Annotated in this window: 17 protein-coding genes; 10 read left to right on the top strand and 7 right to left on the bottom strand. The window is 67.9% G+C overall.

What is annotated here, in order from left to right:
• Positions 1 to 11: 11 nt before the first annotated feature.
• The gene (locus L3V18_RS10375; protein ID WP_237054620.1) at positions 12 to 851 is read right to left on the bottom strand and encodes an AraC family transcriptional regulator; all 840 of its coding nucleotides are present in this window, start codon (positions 849 to 851) and stop codon (positions 12 to 14) included.
• 153 nt (positions 852 to 1,004) lie between these two features.
• On the opposite strand from L3V18_RS10375, the gene L3V18_RS10380 reads away from it, so the two are divergent.
• On the top strand, positions 1,005 to 1,535 hold the full coding sequence (locus L3V18_RS10380) for a carboxymuconolactone decarboxylase family protein (RefSeq protein ID WP_425493510.1): 531 nt from the start codon (positions 1,005 to 1,007) through the stop codon (positions 1,533 to 1,535).
• A gap of 629 nt (positions 1,536 to 2,164) precedes the next feature.
• Here the strand turns inward: L3V18_RS10380 and grxD are convergent.
• Together grxD and L3V18_RS10390 are read right to left on the bottom strand one after the other, a co-directional pair.
• The gene (gene grxD / locus L3V18_RS10385; protein ID WP_237054622.1) at positions 2,165 to 3,094 is read right to left on the bottom strand and encodes a Grx4 family monothiol glutaredoxin; all 930 of its coding nucleotides are present in this window, start codon (positions 3,092 to 3,094) and stop codon (positions 2,165 to 2,167) included.
• Between the two features lie 34 nt (positions 3,095 to 3,128).
• On the bottom strand, positions 3,129 to 4,217 hold the full coding sequence (locus L3V18_RS10390) for a DUF1176 domain-containing protein (protein ID WP_237054623.1): 1,089 nt from the start codon (positions 4,215 to 4,217) through the stop codon (positions 3,129 to 3,131).
• Positions 4,218 to 4,340: 123 nt separating this feature from the next.
• Here L3V18_RS10390 and L3V18_RS10395 point away from each other — a divergent pair, with 123 nt between their 5' ends.
• Positions 4,341 to 5,129, top strand: a complete 789-nt coding sequence (locus tag L3V18_RS10395) for a polysaccharide deacetylase family protein (protein ID WP_237054624.1) — start codon at positions 4,341 to 4,343, stop codon at positions 5,127 to 5,129.
• Between the two features lie 278 nt (positions 5,130 to 5,407).
• On the opposite strand, the gene L3V18_RS10400 is transcribed toward L3V18_RS10395, so the two are convergent.
• From L3V18_RS10400 to L3V18_RS10410, 3 genes are all read right to left on the bottom strand, one after another.
• Positions 5,408 to 6,100, bottom strand: a complete 693-nt coding sequence (locus L3V18_RS10400; protein WP_237054625.1) for a methyltransferase domain-containing protein — start codon at positions 6,098 to 6,100, stop codon at positions 5,408 to 5,410.
• A gap of 10 nt (positions 6,101 to 6,110) precedes the next feature.
• Positions 6,111 to 6,719, bottom strand: coding sequence for an SGNH/GDSL hydrolase family protein (locus tag L3V18_RS10405; protein ID WP_237054869.1), 609 nt, complete (start codon positions 6,717 to 6,719; stop codon positions 6,111 to 6,113).
• Between the two features lie 124 nt (positions 6,720 to 6,843).
• Positions 6,844 to 8,118, bottom strand: a complete 1,275-nt coding sequence (locus tag L3V18_RS10410) for an aminotransferase class I/II-fold pyridoxal phosphate-dependent enzyme (RefSeq protein WP_237054626.1) — start codon at positions 8,116 to 8,118, stop codon at positions 6,844 to 6,846.
• Between the two features lie 172 nt (positions 8,119 to 8,290).
• Here L3V18_RS10410 and rsgA point away from each other — a divergent pair, with 172 nt between their 5' ends.
• The 6 genes from rsgA (at position 8,291) to L3V18_RS10435 (ending at position 12,843) form a co-directional block, all read left to right on the top strand.
• Complete coding sequence (rsgA, locus tag L3V18_RS10415) at positions 8,291 to 9,508, top strand: ribosome small subunit-dependent GTPase A (protein ID WP_255783922.1); 1,218 nt, start codon at positions 8,291 to 8,293, stop codon at positions 9,506 to 9,508.
• 283 nt (positions 9,509 to 9,791) lie between these two features.
• Positions 9,792 to 10,028, top strand: coding sequence for a hypothetical protein (locus tag L3V18_RS10420; protein WP_237054627.1), 237 nt, complete (start codon positions 9,792 to 9,794; stop codon positions 10,026 to 10,028).
• 33 nt (positions 10,029 to 10,061) lie between these two features.
• Entirely contained in the window at positions 10,062 to 10,253 is a 192-nt protein-coding gene (locus L3V18_RS19445) for a lysozyme inhibitor LprI family protein (protein ID WP_425493511.1), read from the top strand.
• A 120-nt stretch (positions 10,254 to 10,373) separates the two neighbouring features.
• The gene (locus L3V18_RS10425; protein WP_237054628.1) at positions 10,374 to 10,916 is read left to right on the top strand and encodes a lysozyme inhibitor LprI family protein; all 543 of its coding nucleotides are present in this window, start codon (positions 10,374 to 10,376) and stop codon (positions 10,914 to 10,916) included.
• Between the two features lie 11 nt (positions 10,917 to 10,927).
• Positions 10,928 to 12,289, top strand: coding sequence for a hypothetical protein (locus tag L3V18_RS10430; RefSeq protein WP_237054629.1), 1,362 nt, complete (start codon positions 10,928 to 10,930; stop codon positions 12,287 to 12,289).
• Positions 12,290 to 12,321: 32 nt separating this feature from the next.
• Positions 12,322 to 12,843 carry a hypothetical protein gene (locus L3V18_RS10435; protein WP_237054630.1) on the top strand — a complete coding sequence of 174 codons (522 nt, stop codon included), beginning with the start codon at positions 12,322 to 12,324 and terminating at the stop codon, positions 12,841 to 12,843.
• Between the two features lie 66 nt (positions 12,844 to 12,909).
• Here the strand turns inward: L3V18_RS10435 and L3V18_RS10440 are convergent, their stop codons facing one another.
• A complete protein-coding gene (locus L3V18_RS10440; RefSeq protein WP_237054631.1) occupies positions 12,910 to 13,512 on the bottom strand; it encodes a hypothetical protein in 603 nt (200 codons plus the stop codon).
• A 163-nt stretch (positions 13,513 to 13,675) separates the two neighbouring features.
• Here L3V18_RS10440 and L3V18_RS10445 point away from each other — a divergent pair, with 163 nt between their 5' ends.
• A complete protein-coding gene (locus L3V18_RS10445; RefSeq protein ID WP_237054633.1) occupies positions 13,676 to 14,947 on the top strand; it encodes a flavohemoglobin expression-modulating QEGLA motif protein in 1,272 nt (423 codons plus the stop codon).
• A 146-nt stretch (positions 14,948 to 15,093) separates the two neighbouring features.
• A complete protein-coding gene (locus tag L3V18_RS10450; RefSeq protein WP_237054634.1) occupies positions 15,094 to 17,379 on the top strand; it encodes an NADP-dependent malic enzyme in 2,286 nt (761 codons plus the stop codon).
• The last annotated feature ends 129 nt before the right edge of the window (positions 17,380 to 17,508 follow it).

Raw genomic sequence — 17,508 nt, forward strand, 5'->3', positions numbered from 1 at the left:
CGCTTCCAGCCTCAGCGGCCGGTCGCACGCCCCTGCAGCGATTTCAGCCACGCCCTCGGCGCGACTCCGCAGTGCTGGCTGAACGCGCGCGACAGCGCGGTCGCGCTGCCGTAGCCGACCGCCTCGGCGGCCAGCCCGAGGGGGCGGCCACGACGCAGCAGGTCCTGCGCCAGTGCGATCCGGTAGCCGGCGAGGTAGGCCGCGGGCGTCTGGCCGACGGTACGTGCGAACGCCTCGGCAAAGCGGCTGCGCGACATCCCGGCGCACGCGGCCAGGGCTGGCAGCGTCCAAGCTCTCTGCGGCGACTCGTGCATCGCGGTCAACGCCCGCGCCAGTTGGGGATCGGCCAGACCCGCCAGCGGACCCTCATCGAGCCGGCCCTGGTCCATCAGCCGGCGCAGCACCATCACCAGCACCACCTCGAACAGGCGGTCGACCACGTGGCGGTGCCCGCACAGGCCGCCGAACGCCTCCTCGAACAGCAGCTCCGGCACCCCGGCGCCTCCGGCCAGCTCATCCAGCGGCATCACCACCACCGGCGGCAGCGCGCGGGTGACCGGATTGTCCGGCGTCGCGCCGAGGCGGACGTTGGCGCAGGCCATGTCGGCGCCGTGTTGCGGATCGGTGACCAGGCGATGCGCACGTGGCCGCGGATACAGCAGCAGGCTCGGCACCTCGATCAGGTCGCGGGCGTCGCCGCCGTGCCAGACCTCGACCGGCCCGCGGCGGATCAGGTGCAACTGGCCGGCGTCCGCATGCTCGGGGAAATCGTTGATCCCGCACAGCGGGCCGGAGTGGAACATGCCGGCGCTGACACTGAAGCGCTGGAGCAGGGCGTGCAGTCGGTCCATGGAGGGGCTTGAGATCCGGAGGCGAGTTCTGGACGATTTGTTTGATATTTCGGACTATACGTGACTTCAGGTCTCGTGATCTGCGCGACATTGGCGTGGCGCCGCTTCCGGCGTCCACCCCCTTCAAGGAGAAACCCCATGTCCCGCATTCCGATGACCACCGTCGACACCGCGCCCGCCGCCAGCCGCCCTCAGCTTGACGCGATCAAGGGCGCCTTCGGCGTCGTTCCGAACATGTTCCGCACTGTCGCGCAGTCGCCGGCGGCGTTGGCGGCGCTGTGGGGCAGCTTCGGTGCGCTGGGCTCCGGCCGCCTGCCGGCGAAGCTCGGCGAGCAGATCGCGGTGGCGGTCGCCAATCGCAACGCGTGCGGCTATTGCCTGGCCGCGCACACCGCGCTGGGTCGCAAGGCCGGCGCCAGTGCCGAGGAAATGGCCCGGGCCCAGTCCGGCCACAGCGACGACCCGGCGACCGCGGCGGCACTGGCGTTCGCGCTGAAGGTGGTCGAGCGCCGCGCCCGGCTCGACGACGCCGACGTGCAGGCCCTGCGCGACGCCGGCTTCGACGACGAGGCGATCGTCGAGATCCTCGCCCATGTCGCGCTGAACCTGTTCACCAACTACGTCAACATCGCATTCGACGTGCCGCTGGACTTCCCGCAGGTCGCGTTGCGCCGCGCCGCCTGAGGCCGCGATGCAGACGGCCCGCGCCCCAGCCGGGACGCGGGCCGTCTGCTTGTGAGGCCGATATCCAATCGATATGCAGATGATCAGTTGAAAGCGCTCGCTGCTCCAAGCGTTCCGCTGTGACGAGAGCGGCAATTGAGATGCCACTTGATCAAGTGATATCCGGACTCAATCAGGGTCCTTCTACGGCAGCCGCCTGTCCAGGTGTCGCTCCATGCTTCTCAGCAAGCGCTGTGGCGGCGTCTCGAACTTTACGGATAGCTGCCTTGTCGCCTCTGAGTGGGAGCTTCCAGTCATTGAATGCCCCGCTCGCGAACGGGACATGTAAACAGCCATTCGCGACATGCGTCGTGTGCTTGTCGGTCGCCAGTGAACGACCTCGGCCGGTCTTTGCCCGTCTGATAGAGGGTGGCAATGTCGTTTCCGGAGCCGGTGATAGTCCGAGGACGCGTCGGAGAACGTCATCCTCAGTCTCCCCAGACTTCCCCAACTTGACGATCTCGTCCCATACAGGCTGGGAACTAGAAGTAAAAGGTGCGCAACCAGATGGAGTGATTCGGTCGGCGTGAAGACAACAAAAAAGCGTCGAGTTGCCTCGACGCTTGTGGTCCGGAATGAGGGGTAAGTGCTCAGTAGCGCGCGATCGAGCTGTCGAGATCGGCCCAGGCGTCGATGCCGCCTTCGACGTTGTAGAGCTCGCGGAAGCCGAGGCCGCGGAAGTGCTCGGCCGCCTGCGCGCTGCGCCCGCCGTGGTGGCACAGGAAGGCGATCGGCGTGCCCTTGTCGAGCGTCTCCAGCCGCTGCATGCCGCCCTCGTCGAGGGTCGAGAACGGAAGGCTGACCGAGGCCAGTTCGCGTTCGGCAGCCGGACGCACGTCGACCAGGGTCAGGGTGCCGGCGGCGACCCGTTCGGCGGCGTCGGCCGGTGTGATCGCCTGGACCTTCGGCGGCGCGTTCGGGTTGTCGATCACCAGTCCGCGGCCGCGTTCGTCGTCGACCCAGTCGATCGACAGGCCGTCGGCGCGACGCACGCCGGCCAGGTCGAACTGCAGGCGCAGGCCGTCGATCTCGACCGCGATCGCGTTGGCGTCGGCCGGCGCCAGTTGCAGGCGGGTCTGGAAACGCGGGTCGACCTCGACCTGCACCGCGTAGCCTTCGCCGGCGTTGGCGGCGGCCTCGCGCAGCATCTGCCGCGCGGCCGTGGTCACGCTGACCTTCGGCGGGGAGCGGTCCGGGGCCGGCAGTCCGAGCACGCCGTGCAGCTCGCCGGAATTCAGCATCTGCTCGACGATGTCGCTGCCACCGACCAGCTCACCGTCGATGTACAGCTGCGGGATCGTCGGCCACTGGCCGTATTCCTTGATGCCCTCGCGGATTTCCGGGTCGGACAGCACGTCGATATGGGCGTAGCCATCCGGCAGCAGCGCGTTCAGCGCACCGGCGGCCTTGGCCGAGAAGCCGCATTGCGGCGCATCTGGCGCGCCTTTCATGAACAGGACGACCCTGTTCGATTGCAGCAGGGACTCGATGCGCGAGCGCACGGCGGGGGCGAGGGACATGTCGGGATACCGTGGGGCGTGGGAGCCCACCATTTTACCCTTCGTCGCCGTGGGCCGCCGGTGCGGCGGCCGACGCGCCCGCCCGCACGTCGCTCACCCGGGTCGGAAGCGTCCACGCCCCGCCCGGAAAGCCGCGGCACAGCCCCGAGGTCTGCTCGTGGCTGACGACGAACGCGACGCCGTCCCAGGTCCAGCCTCGCGAGCTCCAGCAGTCGCCGAGGCCGCGTCCCTTGTGCGACGCGTCGATCCGGCCACCCCCGTAGCCGCTGCCGTTGGTGGTCACCAGCACCGGCCGGTAGGGGGCGTCCGCATCGATCACCCAGTAGGCGCTGCCGGCGTTGTACGCGGCGAGCCAGCAGGGCAACGATGCGAGGCGCTTGCCATGCGACAGCCCGGTAACGGCGAGACGCTCCGCATCCTCGTCCGCCTCCGCATCGGGTCCGGAGGAGAGATCAGGACAGGCGTCGGGCTCCAGTTGCGCCTTCAGCTCGCGGACCAGGGCGGCCCGTTCGCCGGGCGGCAACACGATGTCGGTGTCGTCGGTCGCCGGCGCGCGGACCACCGGCAGCGGACGCGACGGCGGCACCGCGGACTCGTCGCGCGTTCCCGGGCGCAGCAGCGCGCCACGGGTGCCGACCCGGCCCTGCGCCTCGTCCATCTTCAACAGCACGGCGGCGGCGCCACGATCGGAAAGCACATGGACCTTTCCATCCGCAGACGTCCATTCGATCCGGCTATCGCGCGCGAGCGCCTCCAGCAGGGCCGCGGTCTGCGCCGGAGAAAGCGTGCCGGACACGAGGTCGCCATTGCCGGCGGCGACCGTGCCGAGGTCGCGGCCGTCGATCCGCAGCGACAGCGGAAATGCTGGCCCGGCGGATGGCTCGGATGCGTCCCAGGCTTCGCCGATCTGGACCACGGCATTCACCGGTTGCCCTGGCCCCGCATGGCGCGTGAGCAGGACCGAGACGGGCAGCGTCGCGGCTTCGGACTGGTAGCCGGCCGCGCGGCAGGTGCCGGTGTTGTCGCAGGCCAGCAGCCAGTCGTGATGTTCGAAATCGATGCCCGGGTCGGCCGCCGCCACCGGCGCCATCAGGGCGAGTGCGAGTACGATCCAGCGGGGCATTCCCTGCATGGCCTGCGTTCACCGTCCGCGGAAGATCCGGCGATTCTACCGGCTGCGACCTGGCGGTCAGGGTCGTCGGTAAGGCCGGCATCCGCTTGCGCTCGGCATGGCATGATCGGGCGCATGTCCGCTCCGCTCCTGCATCGTCCGCCGCGTCGCCCTCGCGCCTGGGCGTGGCTGTTCGGCACGTCGCAGCTGGCGGTGGTGGCGCTGTGGATCTGGGCCGGCTGGCACTGGGGACTGCCGGCGTTGCTGCTGACGCACGCGGCGATGGTCTGGGGCACGCTGAAGCCTCAGTCGCGACTGTTCGGTCCGGTGCTCACGCGGCTGCCTGTCGACGAACCGGCGGCCTGGCTGACCATCGACGACGGCCCGTCCGACGACACCGAGGCGATCCTCGACCTGCTCGACGCGCACCACGCGCGTGCGACCTTCTTCCTGGTCGCCGCGCGGGCGCAGGCGCGGCCTGCGCTGGTGCGCGAGATCGTCCGCCGCGGGCACACGATCGGCAATCACAGCCTCGATCATCCGTCGGCGAGGTTCTGGATGCTGGGCCCGCGCGCGCTGGCGCGGCAGATCGGCGAGGCGCAGGCGGTGCTCGCCGGACTCGCCGGACAGCCGCCGCGCTGGTTCCGCGCGGTTGTCGGTATGGCCAACCCGTTCGTGGCCGCGGTGCTGAAGCGGCAGGGCCTGGCGCGGGTCGCCTGGTGCACGCGCGGCTTCGATACGGTCGAGCAGGACCCCGCCATCGTGGTCACCCGGCTGGAGGGCGGCCTGCGGCCCGGCGCGATCGTGCTGCTGCACGAGGGGGCTGCGCACGGTCGCAGCGTGGAGGCGCTGGCGCTGTGGCTGCGCCGGATGGACGAACTCGGTTATCGCAGCGTGCTGCCGGAGGATCTGGAAGCAGGCTGAGCGCAGCCCGATACCCGCCGCTGCAGGAGCGGCGTCAACCGAGATGAGGCTTCCATGGGCAGGCCCGATCGCGGCTCACGCCGCTCCTCCGGGTAAACCAAAGCCACCCGAGCCATGGAACTGCAATCCAGCCCCCTGAGTCAGGGGGCGATTCGCGCCGCATGCGCGAATGGGGTTTGGAGGCACGCTGCGCCGCAGGCGCGAATGGGAGTGTGGGAGCATGCCCGTCGGGGCCCAAGGTTTGCGCAGCAAACTTTGGGCGAGTCGCGCATGCGCCTCTAGGGCGCATGTGCGACCACCCGCCAGTTGTTGAACGGGGTGTCTCCGGACAGTGATGCGACTTCGACCTGCAGGCCTGCATTGGCGAGGCGCGCGCACAGCGCGTCGCGCTCCGGGTAGTGCCGCGGCGCGGTGTTCATCCAGCCGAGGACGCGCGAGAACACGTCGACCACGCGGGTCACCCGGGCCCGGCGGCCGCCGTCGTCGAAACCGGTGCGTATCACCAGTCTGGCGCCGGGCGTCAGCATCGCGACCGCGGCATCGAGGATGCCGGCGTGGGCTTCGCGCGGCACGAACTGCAGCACGTCGAGCATGGCGACGCTGCCATGGTGGACGGGCAGCCCGCGGGCGAGGTCGACGCAGGCGAAACCGGCATCGCCGAGTCCCGCACGGCTGGCCGCACGCGTAGCGCGGGCGACCTTGCCTGCATCGTTGTCGACGCCGCGGTAGGCCAGCTCCAGGCCGGCATCGCGCAGGGCATGGGCCAGCAGGCCGAGCCCGCAACCGAGATCGAGCAATGGCGCGTCGGTGCCGCGCAGGGCGTCGACCACGCCCGGATAGAGCGGATCGCTGGTCAGCTTGGCGCGAACGTAGAAGTAGTCCCAGTAGTTGCCCAGGGGGCGTTCGGGCCGGTAGGCGCCGGCGATCGCGCGCGCGGTCGCGGATGGCAGCGGGCGCGCTCCGTCGCTCATGCCGCCCGGATCACCTCGTCAGCAGCTCGCGTGCGACCGGCAGCGCGACACGGGCCCATTCGGCGTACATCGCCGCGGACGGGTGCAGGCCGTCCGCGGCGACCATCACCGCCTCGGCGCCGCGCTCGCGCGAGACCGGGGTGATATCGACGAAGGCGATCCCGCGCGCGGCGCACAGCTCGCGTGCGGCGGCATTGAACGCGTCGATCTCGCGGCCGATCACGTCCACGCCGCGGTCGTCCTTCTCGCCGAACGGGGTCACTCCCCAGTCCGGGATCGACAGCACCATGACCCGGTCGGGACGGCCGCCGGCATGGCCGATCGCGCGCACCAGCAGCGCATCGAACTCGCTGCGGTAGTTGTCGAGGTTGCGCCCGCGGTACTGGTTGTTGACGCCGATCAGCAGGCTGACGAAGCCCCACTCGCCGAGCGGTTCGGCCGCGTCCATCGCCGCGGCCAGCTCGTCGGTGGTCCAGCCGGTGGTGGCGATGATCCGCGGTGCGGCCAGCGCGACGCCTTCGCGGCGCAGGGCCGCGGCCAGCTGTTCGGGCCAGCGGCCGGCTTCGGGAACGGCCTCGCCGATCGTGTAGCTGTCGCCGAGGGCGAGATAGGTCGTCATCGTCGGTTCCTTGCGGTGGCTGCCGGCGGCGCAGGCCGACAGCATCGCCATCGTCGACAGCAGGAGGGCGGCCAGCCGCAACACCTGCGGCGCATGCGGCAGCGTTCGGACAGGCCGGCGTCGTTCAGCCCAGCGCCGCACGGACGGTTCCATCGCCGGCGTCGCGCCCGACCCTGCGGTCGAGCACCCGTTCGATCCGGCGGAACACCTCGCGCAGCTCGTCGGGCTGCGGCAGCAGGGTCACCCGGAAGTGGTTGCGGTAGGGGACGTTGAAGCTGCTGCCGGGCACCACCAGTACGTTCTCGGTCTCCAGCAGCTCCAGCGCGAAACGGTGATCGTCGAAGCCGCCCTCCAGCGCGGCGCCGGTGACCGCCGGGAACGCGTACAGCGCGCCGGCGGGGGCGACCAGCTCCAGGTGGCGGCTGGCGGCGACGCTCTCGACCACCGCGCGGCGCGCCTCGTACAGGCGGCCGCCGGGTGCGCACAGCGCGTCGATGGTGTTGTCGCCGTGCAGCGCCGCCTCGACCGCGAACTGGCCGGGCACGTTCGCGCACAGCCGCAGCGCACCGAGCAGGTCCATCGCATGATGGAATTCGCCGATCGCCAGCGGATCGCCGGACAGCACCGCCCAGCCGACCCGCCAGCCGCAGGCGCGGTGGACCTTGCTCAGCCCGCCGAACGACAGGCAAGGCACCTCGCCGGCGAGCGGCGCGACCGGCTGGAATACCGCGCCGTCGTACAGGATCGAATCGTAGATCTCGTCGCACAGCAGCAGCAGGTTGTGGCGTGCGGCGATCGCGACGATCCGTTCGATCAGTTCGCGCGGATAGTTGGCGCCGGTCGGATTGTTCGGGTTGATCAGCACGAGCGCGCGGGTGCGGCTCGATACCAGCGCCTCGATCTCGTCCGGATCGGGCAGGAAGCCGTTCTCCGGCAGGCAGCGGTAGTAGACCGGGCGGCCGTCGTTGAGGATCGTCGCCGCCGACCACAGCGGGTAGTCGGGCGAGGGCAGCAGCACCTCGTCGCCGGGGTTGAGCAGGGCGCGCAGCGACAGGTCGATCAGCTCGCTGACCCCGTTGCCGAGGAATACCCGCTCCGGGGTCGCGTTCGGGGTGCCGCGCGCCTTGTAGTGCGCGGCCACCGCCTCGCGCGCGGCCGGCAGGCCCTGCTGGTGGGTGTAGGGATCGGTCTGGTCGATGCCATCGACGATCGCGCGCTGCAGATGCGCCGGCGCGCGGAACCCGAAGGCGCCCGGGTTGCCGATATTGAGCTTGATCAGGCTGCGGCCCTGGGCCTCCAGCTCGCGTGCGCGCCGGGCCAGCTCGCCGCGGATCTCGTAACGGACTTCGGACAGGCGTTCGCGGGTCTTGAGGCTGGTTTTCGAGCTTGAGGGCGACATCGGCGTGGGGACGGCAGGGGCGGAGGGCGCGCGGAGCGCGAATTGTCCGCCAGACTATCCGAATGCCGGGCCGTGTCCAGCGGCGGCCCCGATGCTCCGGGCGCCGCATCCGCGACCGCGGCGATGCCCGGCACGGATAGAATCCGGCCATGCGATCCGACAGCCGCCGCTCTTGACCTCCTCCGTTGCCGACCTGCAGTCGATCGGCTGGCCCGTGAACGGCCGCCGTGCCGATCCGGCCGGCGTGCCGGCCGACGCCTTCCCGCCCGGCTGGGCCGACCTGATCGACGCGCATCCGCACGCACGGCCGGCACGGATCGTCGAGCAGCACCGCAGCGGCTACCTGGTCGCCGAGTCGCCGGACACCGGTGACTCGGCTCCCAACAGCGGCTCGTCTCCCAACAGCTATCCGGCCGAGTCGTTGCCCGAATGGACGCGGCCCGCGCAATACCGCAAGGGCGAGACGGCCCCGGAAGAGCGTCCTGCGGTCGGCGACTGGGTGCTGGTCGAGGGCGAGGGCGGCTCGGCGCGGATCGTCGCGCTGCTGCCGCGCTGGAGTGCGATCAAGCGCGGTGCCGCCGGCGAGCACTACCGCCAGCAGCTGATCGCGGCGAATGTCGACACCGTATTCGTCGTCAGCGGCCTGGATGACGATTTCAATCCGCGCCGGATCGAGCGCTACCTGCTGCTGGTGCGCGGTGCCGGCGACGCCGGGGAGCAGCCGGCGATCGAACCGGTGATCGTGCTGACCAAGGCCGACCTGGCCGAGGCGGCAACGCCGGGCGCGGTCGCCGATGCGGTCGAGGCCCTGCGCGCGCTCGGCGACGAATCGCTGGCGGTTTGCGCGGTCAACGCACGCGACCGCGACAGCGTCGCCGCGCTCGCGCCGTGGCTGAGACCCGGGCGGACCGCGGTGCTGGTCGGCAGCTCCGGCGCCGGCAAGTCGACCCTGACCAACAGCCTGCTCGGGATCGAACGGATGAAGACCGGCGAGGTCCGCGAGAGCGACTCGCGCGGTCGCCACACCACCACCCACCGTGCGCTGATCCCGCTGCCGTCCGGCGCCTGCCTGATCGACACCCCGGGCATGCGCGAGCTCAAGCCGACCGGCGAGGAGGACGTCGGCGAGAGCTTCGCCGACATCGAGGCGCTCGCCGGGCAGTGCCGTTTCCGCGACTGCGCGCACGCCCGCGAACCCGGCTGCGCGGTGCGCGCGGCGATCGAGGCCGGCACGCTCGATCCGCAGCGCTTCGCCAACTACCTCAAGCTGCGCGACGAGGTCGCCGGCGCCGCCGACAAGCTCGCCGACCGCCTCGCCCAGAAATCGCAGGCGCGGGTGCAGAGCAAGGCGCTGAACAAGCGGCTGGACGACAAGTACGGCAAGCGGTAGCGCCTGCCGTGAGTGGGACTCAGTGGCCCCACAGCACGCCGGGTGTGCTGCGGGTATTGCCTGACCAGCGCCGGGTGGGAGACTTCCCATCTATATCGAACACTGTTCCTATCCGCCGCCGTCGAATGTCGCGGTAATCTGTCATTGTCACTGGCAATGGGCCGCGCCATCAGGTAACCCAGTGGTCCTGGCCTCGGCGGGCGCCGACACTGCCACCCCAACACGTAGCTCACGGAAAGCACGCAAGAATGCCTCCAACGTCTACGCCTCGTAGGGAACATGGATGATGCGAAGTCTGAACGTCGTCGCTTTGGCAATGATGCTTCTGGCCTCGGCATGCGGATCCGAAGTCCAGGCCGAGCCTGATACCTCGGAGGGGATGGCACCAATAGAGACCGAAGCAGCCTCTTCGCAGGATGGCGGTGAAGACGAGATGGGGCTCGAAGATGCTTCTCTTGAAAATTTCGATGATGATCGAATGGCAAGAATGGGGATGCCGGCAGGCATTTCCGAGGAATAATACTCCTGCTTGAAAAGGGGCGCTTACGTCACCTTGGAAAGCATGCAATGCATCTCGCAGGAGAAAGTCTGCCAGGACAAGCGGCTTAATGATCTATATCAGGAGTTGCTTCGCATGCTTGACGGCAAGATGCGTGCGCAATTAATCAACGCGCAGTATGCATGGTTGAATTCACGCTCAAAGGATGAGTCACTTGAGGCAATGTTGTACGGCGGGGGCAGGTAGAAAATGCTCAAGTTGTGCTGAACGAGCTGATAAGGTTGGTGCAAAGAGCCGATCTTCTTGACAAATATCCAGGCCCTTCCGAAATCAATCTGTAGCCTATTTCCCCAGCAGGAGCATCGAATGGACATCGTCGTGGGTACTGGCCGCCGGCAGCTGCGCTTCGCCACATTGCTGTTTGTCGCTTTGTCTGCATGCAGCACAACACGTGCAGCGCAACAGGCTGATGCCTCTCCGTCGGATCAGGATCAAAATTGCTTCGCGATAGGAAAAATCGATGATCGCGAGCGCTGTTTCGCACAAATGACTGAGCAGAATATGGCAGAGTGCGAGCGCGTAAGTCCATTGACCTGCCGTCCCTACCAGGAAATGTATGCGGCGAGCCAACGAATAAAAGAGTTGAATGCAGAGATCGTGTCAATCTCAAAGCTGAAGTATGCCTCTTATGCAGAAAGCGATGAAGCGTACGTAAGTGATCTGGTCAGCTATTTGGAAGAAGAGTCTGCCGCGTGGGAGGCGCATCGGGATGCCCGATGTCAGCTTGAGCCATTCATCGACGGGATGAGCCGTTCGGAAGCGGGCGACATTACAGAAGCATGTCGGCTTGACATGACAAACGATCGAATTCAACAGCTGGAAGAGTTGGCGATTGAACTGAAAAGCTAAGGAGCGGCGTCATGACAGAAAACTGCACTTACAACCCCCTCGACCGATCAACGTTCGAAGCCATTGCCTACAACGCAATCGGACGCGCGAGTGAGATCAACACCTATCCTGCATATGCTCTTACCCACAGCACGGGCAATTCAGGATGGTCTGTTGGTGCAATCCAGTGGGACTTTGGACAGCCGGGACGTGGGGACAAGGTTGACGATCTGCTGAGTGGCTATCAGGCGTGGGCGCAGCCTGATGATCGGTTCGCAGACCTGGAGCTGGCGTCGTTATCAGGCCGGCTCAAAACACGCGGACAAGTAGGAAATGACTTGTCGGTCGACGAAAAAACGAAGCTCGAAGACTACCTTCGCTCGGATCAAGGCCGAACATTCGTAGACGAGCTAAGTCAAGCTCAAATCGAACGAAAATGGGAGCGCGTGGGAGAGCCGCTATCTCAAATAGAATGGATGCAGCGACTGGCTGAAAACGACCCTCAGCAAGCTGCCGAAATAGTGGCAATGACGAGCAAGCTTTACAACCAAAATGAAGTTAGAGGTGGCCGACTGCTTGCGCATCTTCAAGAGAACGAGTTGACGTCAGATGAAACGCGGACGTGGATCGGGACGCACGGTATAAATGGTTTGAGGGAGAGCGCTCAGACAGCAATCATATCGGGGCGAGACAATGCTTTGCATGGGATTCGTTTATTCAACGCGCTGGAAATGAACGAGGAACACTTAGGGCGAGCGTGGCGAGAAGAGATCCATACAAACGGCAATGTCAGCCTGACTCAGGACTTCAATAACAATCCTACGGCCCAGTTATTCGATGGGATGATGCGCAACCCGGTTGCAGGAAGCCAAGTCCTCGCAGCCATTGACGACCCCGATTCGCATTTCCGGCCGGTGGTCATCACTGGGATCAACCAGCAAGCCCGACTCGAAATGGCACGTATCGAGCTAGATGGAGAAGGCACTGTAACTCTCCACAGTACCAGGGGCTTCGAATACGAAATGACGGCCGATCGCGGCTTGCACTGGACAAATCCACCAGCGCATTGGGCAGATTCGCCGTCAGGTCGAGCGACTGATGAGCCCGACTACAATGAGCCCGGGCGTGCTCAACCCTCTGCCCCTGTTACGCCATCGGCCGAGCACGATCCTCAGGCATTCAGCACTGGCGACCCTCAACTCGACCGATTGGCTGCCGCACTGTTTGCCGATGACGAGGAGGCCATCTCCCGGATTGCCGCCGAGGTCGAGCAGTCGCCGGAGGTCCAGGCGATGATCCAGGAGGGCCATAGAATGCTCGCCGAGCAGGAGCGGCAACAGGAGCAGGAGCGCCAAGCCCATCAGCACCAGGGGCCTGCCCTCTCCCTCGGATAATCATTGGAGGATGCATGGACGGCGGAGATCCGATGAAGGAAGTCGCCCGGCTGCTGACGGCCCTGGTCGCCAAGTTCGAGCAGCGCGAGGCGCGGATGCAGGCTGCGGTCGACCAGAAGCTGCAGAAGCTCGAGAGCGAAGTGGACCAGCTGCACCAGCGGATCAGCGGCATCGTCAACGGTGCCCAGGCCCGAATCACCGAGGAAGCCAAGGTGGCAATGGGTCCGGTGGCATCGGAGTATGGCCGTGCCGTCGCCGGCACCTCGGCCCAACTGCGTGGTGCCAGTAGGACTGTGTGGACCTGGTACGGCGGCCTGGTGATGCTGGCCGTGCTGTTCTTTGCGATCGGCTGGGGTGTGTTGGGTTACTACCGCCGCGAGCTCGCCCAGACCCAGGACGAGCTCGCGCGCTACGAGAATGCGGTGCCGGTCGTGCAGGCGTTTTATGCCTCCGATGCCACCCTTTGCGACGGCCGCATCTGCGTGAACGTGGACCGGAACGGGAAACGTAGCGGGGACAAGCAGCAATACCTGCCCGCCAAGCCGCGCCAATAAATCCGCTATGAACGGCATCGGGCGATGCCAAGCTGTCCAGAGCCTTGCTGGCGTCGCGTCCCTGGCTCAGCCGCCCCAGAGCACTCCGGGGGTGCGGGGGCATTGCCTGACCGGCTCGGGATCGTCGCGGTCGCTGTCCAGCAGCCAGCATTCGTCGAGCACCGAGCAGTAACAGGCGCGCAGCCGGACGTGGTGACGTTCGCGGTCGAGGGCTTCCCAGACCGGCGTCACCGGTTCGGGGCGGGGCACGCGGAGCAGGTTGATCCACTCCCCGGGCGCGATCACGCGCCGCTGGATGCCGCTGGCGAGCAGCCGCGGATCGTCCCCGGCGTTTGCCGGCACACCGCAGCACAGCGACAGCAGCGTGCCGGAGTCGCGGACCGGCGCATCCTTGTAGAGGACCTCGGCCCAGCGCACGCGCGCCGGGCCGGTGCCACGGTTGAGCAGGTCGAGGGTGACCTGGCGGGCTCCGTCCAGCGAAGCATTGCTGGTGCCGAACATCAGCGAGGGCCAGACGCTGGCGGCTAGGATGCGCTCCTGGGTGCGGTTGGCGTTGACCGCGACGAAGACCGAAACCATCGAGATCACCAGCACGCCGATGCCGATCACGATCTCGAACAGGCGGCTGTCGCCCCGTACGGCGGACTTGTCGGTCCCGGTTTCGTTCATGGGGGTTCCTGGCTGTGGAGTGTCTGACGGACGCTGCTCGCAGGCGCCTGCGTCGAGGGCCGGATTATTCCATCACTGCCGGATCGCCGCGTCGCTCCTGCCCGGAGCGCCGGCGGGGGCGGCAGAGCGGTACGGCAACGCCGGCAACGGGTAGCATGGCCGGATGCAAGGGACGACGACCGCCGATCCCGCGATCGCCCACCACGCCGCACTCGATGCGCGGATGGTCCGTGCCGCGCGCGGGATCCGCCTGCTGACCCTGACCAGCTGGCCGGCCGGGCAGGAGCGGTGCTTCCTCGACGCCTGCGCCGCCGGCCGCCTGGCGTTGCCGCGGATCGAATACCCGCGTCACGACTTCGGCGAGGTCCGCACCGAGCTGGAGGCGATCGCCGCCGCCGCCGATCCCGACCATCCGCTCGGCCAGTACCTGCGCGAGTCCGCCCGCAGCTGGGCGACCGCGGCGCAATTGTTGGAATCGCTGGGCACACCCGCGGTGACGCAGCATTCGGTGCGCTTGTTCGGCCGTCCCGACGAGGCCCTGCCCGGCGACGGCCCGAGCGCGCGCGAGGCCGCCCGCCATTTCATCTCGATCGCCGATGAACTCGACCGCGAGCTGATGGCGCCGGCCGAGCACATCACCGTGTCGGCGACCGCGTTGCAGCTGCAGTTGCAGCGCGAGCTGGACAACTTCTTCGGCGAGCGGGTGATCGAGGTCGAGCTCGATCCCGAGCTGATCTCCAAGGCCGCCGCCGGCGCCACCCGCATCCGCCTGCGCAGCAACGCCGCCTTCAGCGACTACGACCGCGACCAGCTCCTGCAGCACGAGGCCTTCGTCCACTCGCTGACCGCGCTCAACGGCCGCGAACAGCCGGTGCTGCCGAGCCTGGGGCTGTCGTCGCCGCGCAGCACCGAGACCCAGGAGGGGCTGGCGACCTTCGCCGAGCAGATCACCGGCAGCATCGACATTGGCCGGATGAAGCGGATCAGCCTGCGCATCGAGGCGGTCGACATGGCCCTGGGCGGCGCCGACTTCATCGAGGTGTTCCGCTATTTCCTCGACGCCGGCCAGGCCGCCGAGGAGAGCTTCGCCTCGGCCCAGCGGGTGTTCCGCGGGGTGCCGGTGACCGGCGGCGCGGCGTTCACCAAGGACACCGTCTACCTGCGCGGGCTGGTCTCGGTGCACACCTTCTTCCGCTGGGCGCTGCGCGAGCAGAAACTGCAGCTGTGCCGCTGGCTGTTCGCCGGCAAGATGACCCTCGCCGACGTCCAGCGCTTCGAGCCGCTGTTCGCCGACGGGGTGCTCGAACCCGCGCGTTGGATGCCGCACTGGATCACCCGTGCGAACGGGCTGGCCGGGATGCTGGCGTTCTCGCTGTTCGCCAACCGCATCCGCCTGGACGCGATCGCCGGCGGCAGCGAGCCGCTGCAGCTGTAGGAGCCCCGGCCCCGGCCCCGGGCGGGGAGGGGGCGGCCCCGCGATCGGTTCCGTCCGCACGCTCCCGTATGCAGCCGCCCTCACTGCCCGTTGGGGATATCGCCGGTAGAATCACCAGCCCGCCAGCGAAATCACATCACGCCCTGATGTCCGACAACGACGCCTTCAAGCAAGCCGCGCTCGACTACCACCGCCTCAGCCCGCCGGGCAAGATCAAGGTCACCGCGACCAAGCCGATGGTCACCCAGCGCGACCTCGCCCTGGCGTACTCGCCGGGCGTCGCCTACGCCTGCGAGGCGATCGCCGCCGACCCCAACACCGCCCGCGACTACACCGCCCGCGGCAACCTGGTCGCGGTGGTCAGCAACGGCACCGCGGTGCTCGGCCTGGGCGACATCGGCGCGCTCGCCGGCAAGCCGGTGATGGAAGGCAAGGGCGTGCTGTTCCAGAAGTTCGCCGGCATCGACGTGTTCGACATCGAGGTCGACGAGCGCGATCCGGACAAGCTGGTCGACATCATCGCCAGCCTGGAGCCGACCTTCGGCGGCATCAACCTGGAAGACATCAAGGCGCCGGAATGCTTCATCGTCGAGCGCAAGCTGCGCGAGCGGATGAAGATCCCGGTGTTCCACGACGATCAGCACGGCACCGCGATCATCGTCGGCGCGGCCGTGCTCAACGCGCTGGAAGTCGCCGGCAAGAACATCGAGGACATCAAGGTCGCGACCACCGGCGCCGGTGCCGCCGGCATCGCCTGCCTGGACATGCTGGTCGCGCTGGGGGTGAAGAAGGAGCACATCACCGCGTACGACCGCGAGGGCGTGATCTACAGCGGCCGCCCGAACCTGGACCCGGACAAGGCCCGCTACGCCAGCGACACCGGCAAGCGCAGCCTGGCCGAGATCGTCGAGGGCGCCGACCTGTTCCTGGGCCTGTCCGCCGGCGGCATCCTCAAGCCGGAGATGGTCGCGACGATGGCGGACAAGCCGATCATCCTCGCGCTCGCCAACCCGTACCCGGAGATCCTGCCGGAAGACGCGAAGACGGTCCGCCCGGACTGCATCATCGCGACCGGCCGTTCGGACTACCCGAACCAGGTCAACAACGCACTGTGCTTCCCGTACATCTTCCGCGGCGCGCTCGACGTCGGCGCTACGGTGATCAACGAGGACATGAAGCTCGCCTGCGTGCGCGCGATCGCGCGGCTGGCGCGGATGGAGGCCGGCGATCTCGGCAGCGCCTACGGCGGCGACGTGCCGACGTTCGGGCCGGACTACCTGATCCCGCGCCCGTTCGACCCGCGCCTGCTGGTGATGCTGGCCCCGGCGGTCGCGCTGGCGGCGATGAAGTCCGGCGTCGCGACCCGCCCGCTGGAGGACGTCGAGGCCTACGTCGAGCAGCTCGGCCAGTTCATCCACCGCACCGGCCTGGTGATGAAGCCGGTCTACGACCGCGCCCGCAGCGACCGCAAGCGCGTGGTCTACGCCGAGGGCGAGGAGGAAACCGTGCTGCGCGCCGTGCAGACGGTGATCGACGAGCGCCTGGCCTACCCGATCCTGATCGGCCGTCCCGAGGTCATCCACGCGCGCATCGAGCGGCTCGGCCTGCGCATGCGCGAAGGCGCCGACTACGAGCTGACCAACATCAACGACGATCCGCGCTTCAACGACTACTGGCAGCAGTACCACGCGCTGACCGAGCGTCGCGGCGTGACCCCGGCCGCGGCCAAGAACCTGCTGCGTTCGCGGCCGACCCTGATCGCCGCGCTGATGGTCGAGCGCGGCGAGGCCGACGCGATGATCTGCGGCCTGGTCGGGCGCTTCCACAAGAAGCTCGGCTACCTGCGCAGCGTGTTCGACTTCGACCGCGGCGTCACCGGCACCGCGGCGATGACCGGGGTGATCAACGACAAGGGCGTCTGGTTCTTCCTCGACACCCATGTCCAGGTCGACCCGCCGGCCGAGCAGATCGCCGAGGCGACCCTGCAGGCGACCTACCGGCTGAAGCTGTTCGGCGTCGAGCCCAAGGTCGCGCTGCTGTCGCATTCCAACTTCGGCAGCCACGACAACCCGTCGGCGGCGAAGATGCGCAAGGTCCGCGAGATCCTCGCCCGGCGCATGCCGAAGCTGGAGGTCGACGGCGAGATGATGGCCGACACCGCCTGGGACGACGAGCTGCGCCATCGCATCTTCCCGAACACCACCCTCAAGGGCCGGCCCAACCTGTTCGTGATGCCGAACCTGGACGCGGCCAACATCACCTACAACATGATCCGGATGATGACCGAGGGCGTCGCGCTGGGCCCGATCCTGATGGGCCTGGACAAGCCGGCGCACATCCTGACCCCGAACTCGACCTCGCGCCGGGTGGTCAACATGACCGCCATCGCCGCGGTCGACGCGCAGATCCGGGCGGGGCGCAAGGACAGCTGACGGCGCGGCGCATCCGCCGGCCGGCACGATGTCGCCGGGTCAGGGATGCGCCGTACTCCGTGCCCGGCGCCGTACCGGTCCCGCCGGCCGACGCCAGGACGATCCCCTGTCCCCGGAACGCAAGGAATC

It is taken from the genome of Marilutibacter chinensis (assembly GCF_021725675.1).
In the GTDB taxonomy this organism is placed as follows: Bacteria; Pseudomonadota; Gammaproteobacteria; order Xanthomonadales; family Xanthomonadaceae; genus Marilutibacter; species Marilutibacter chinensis.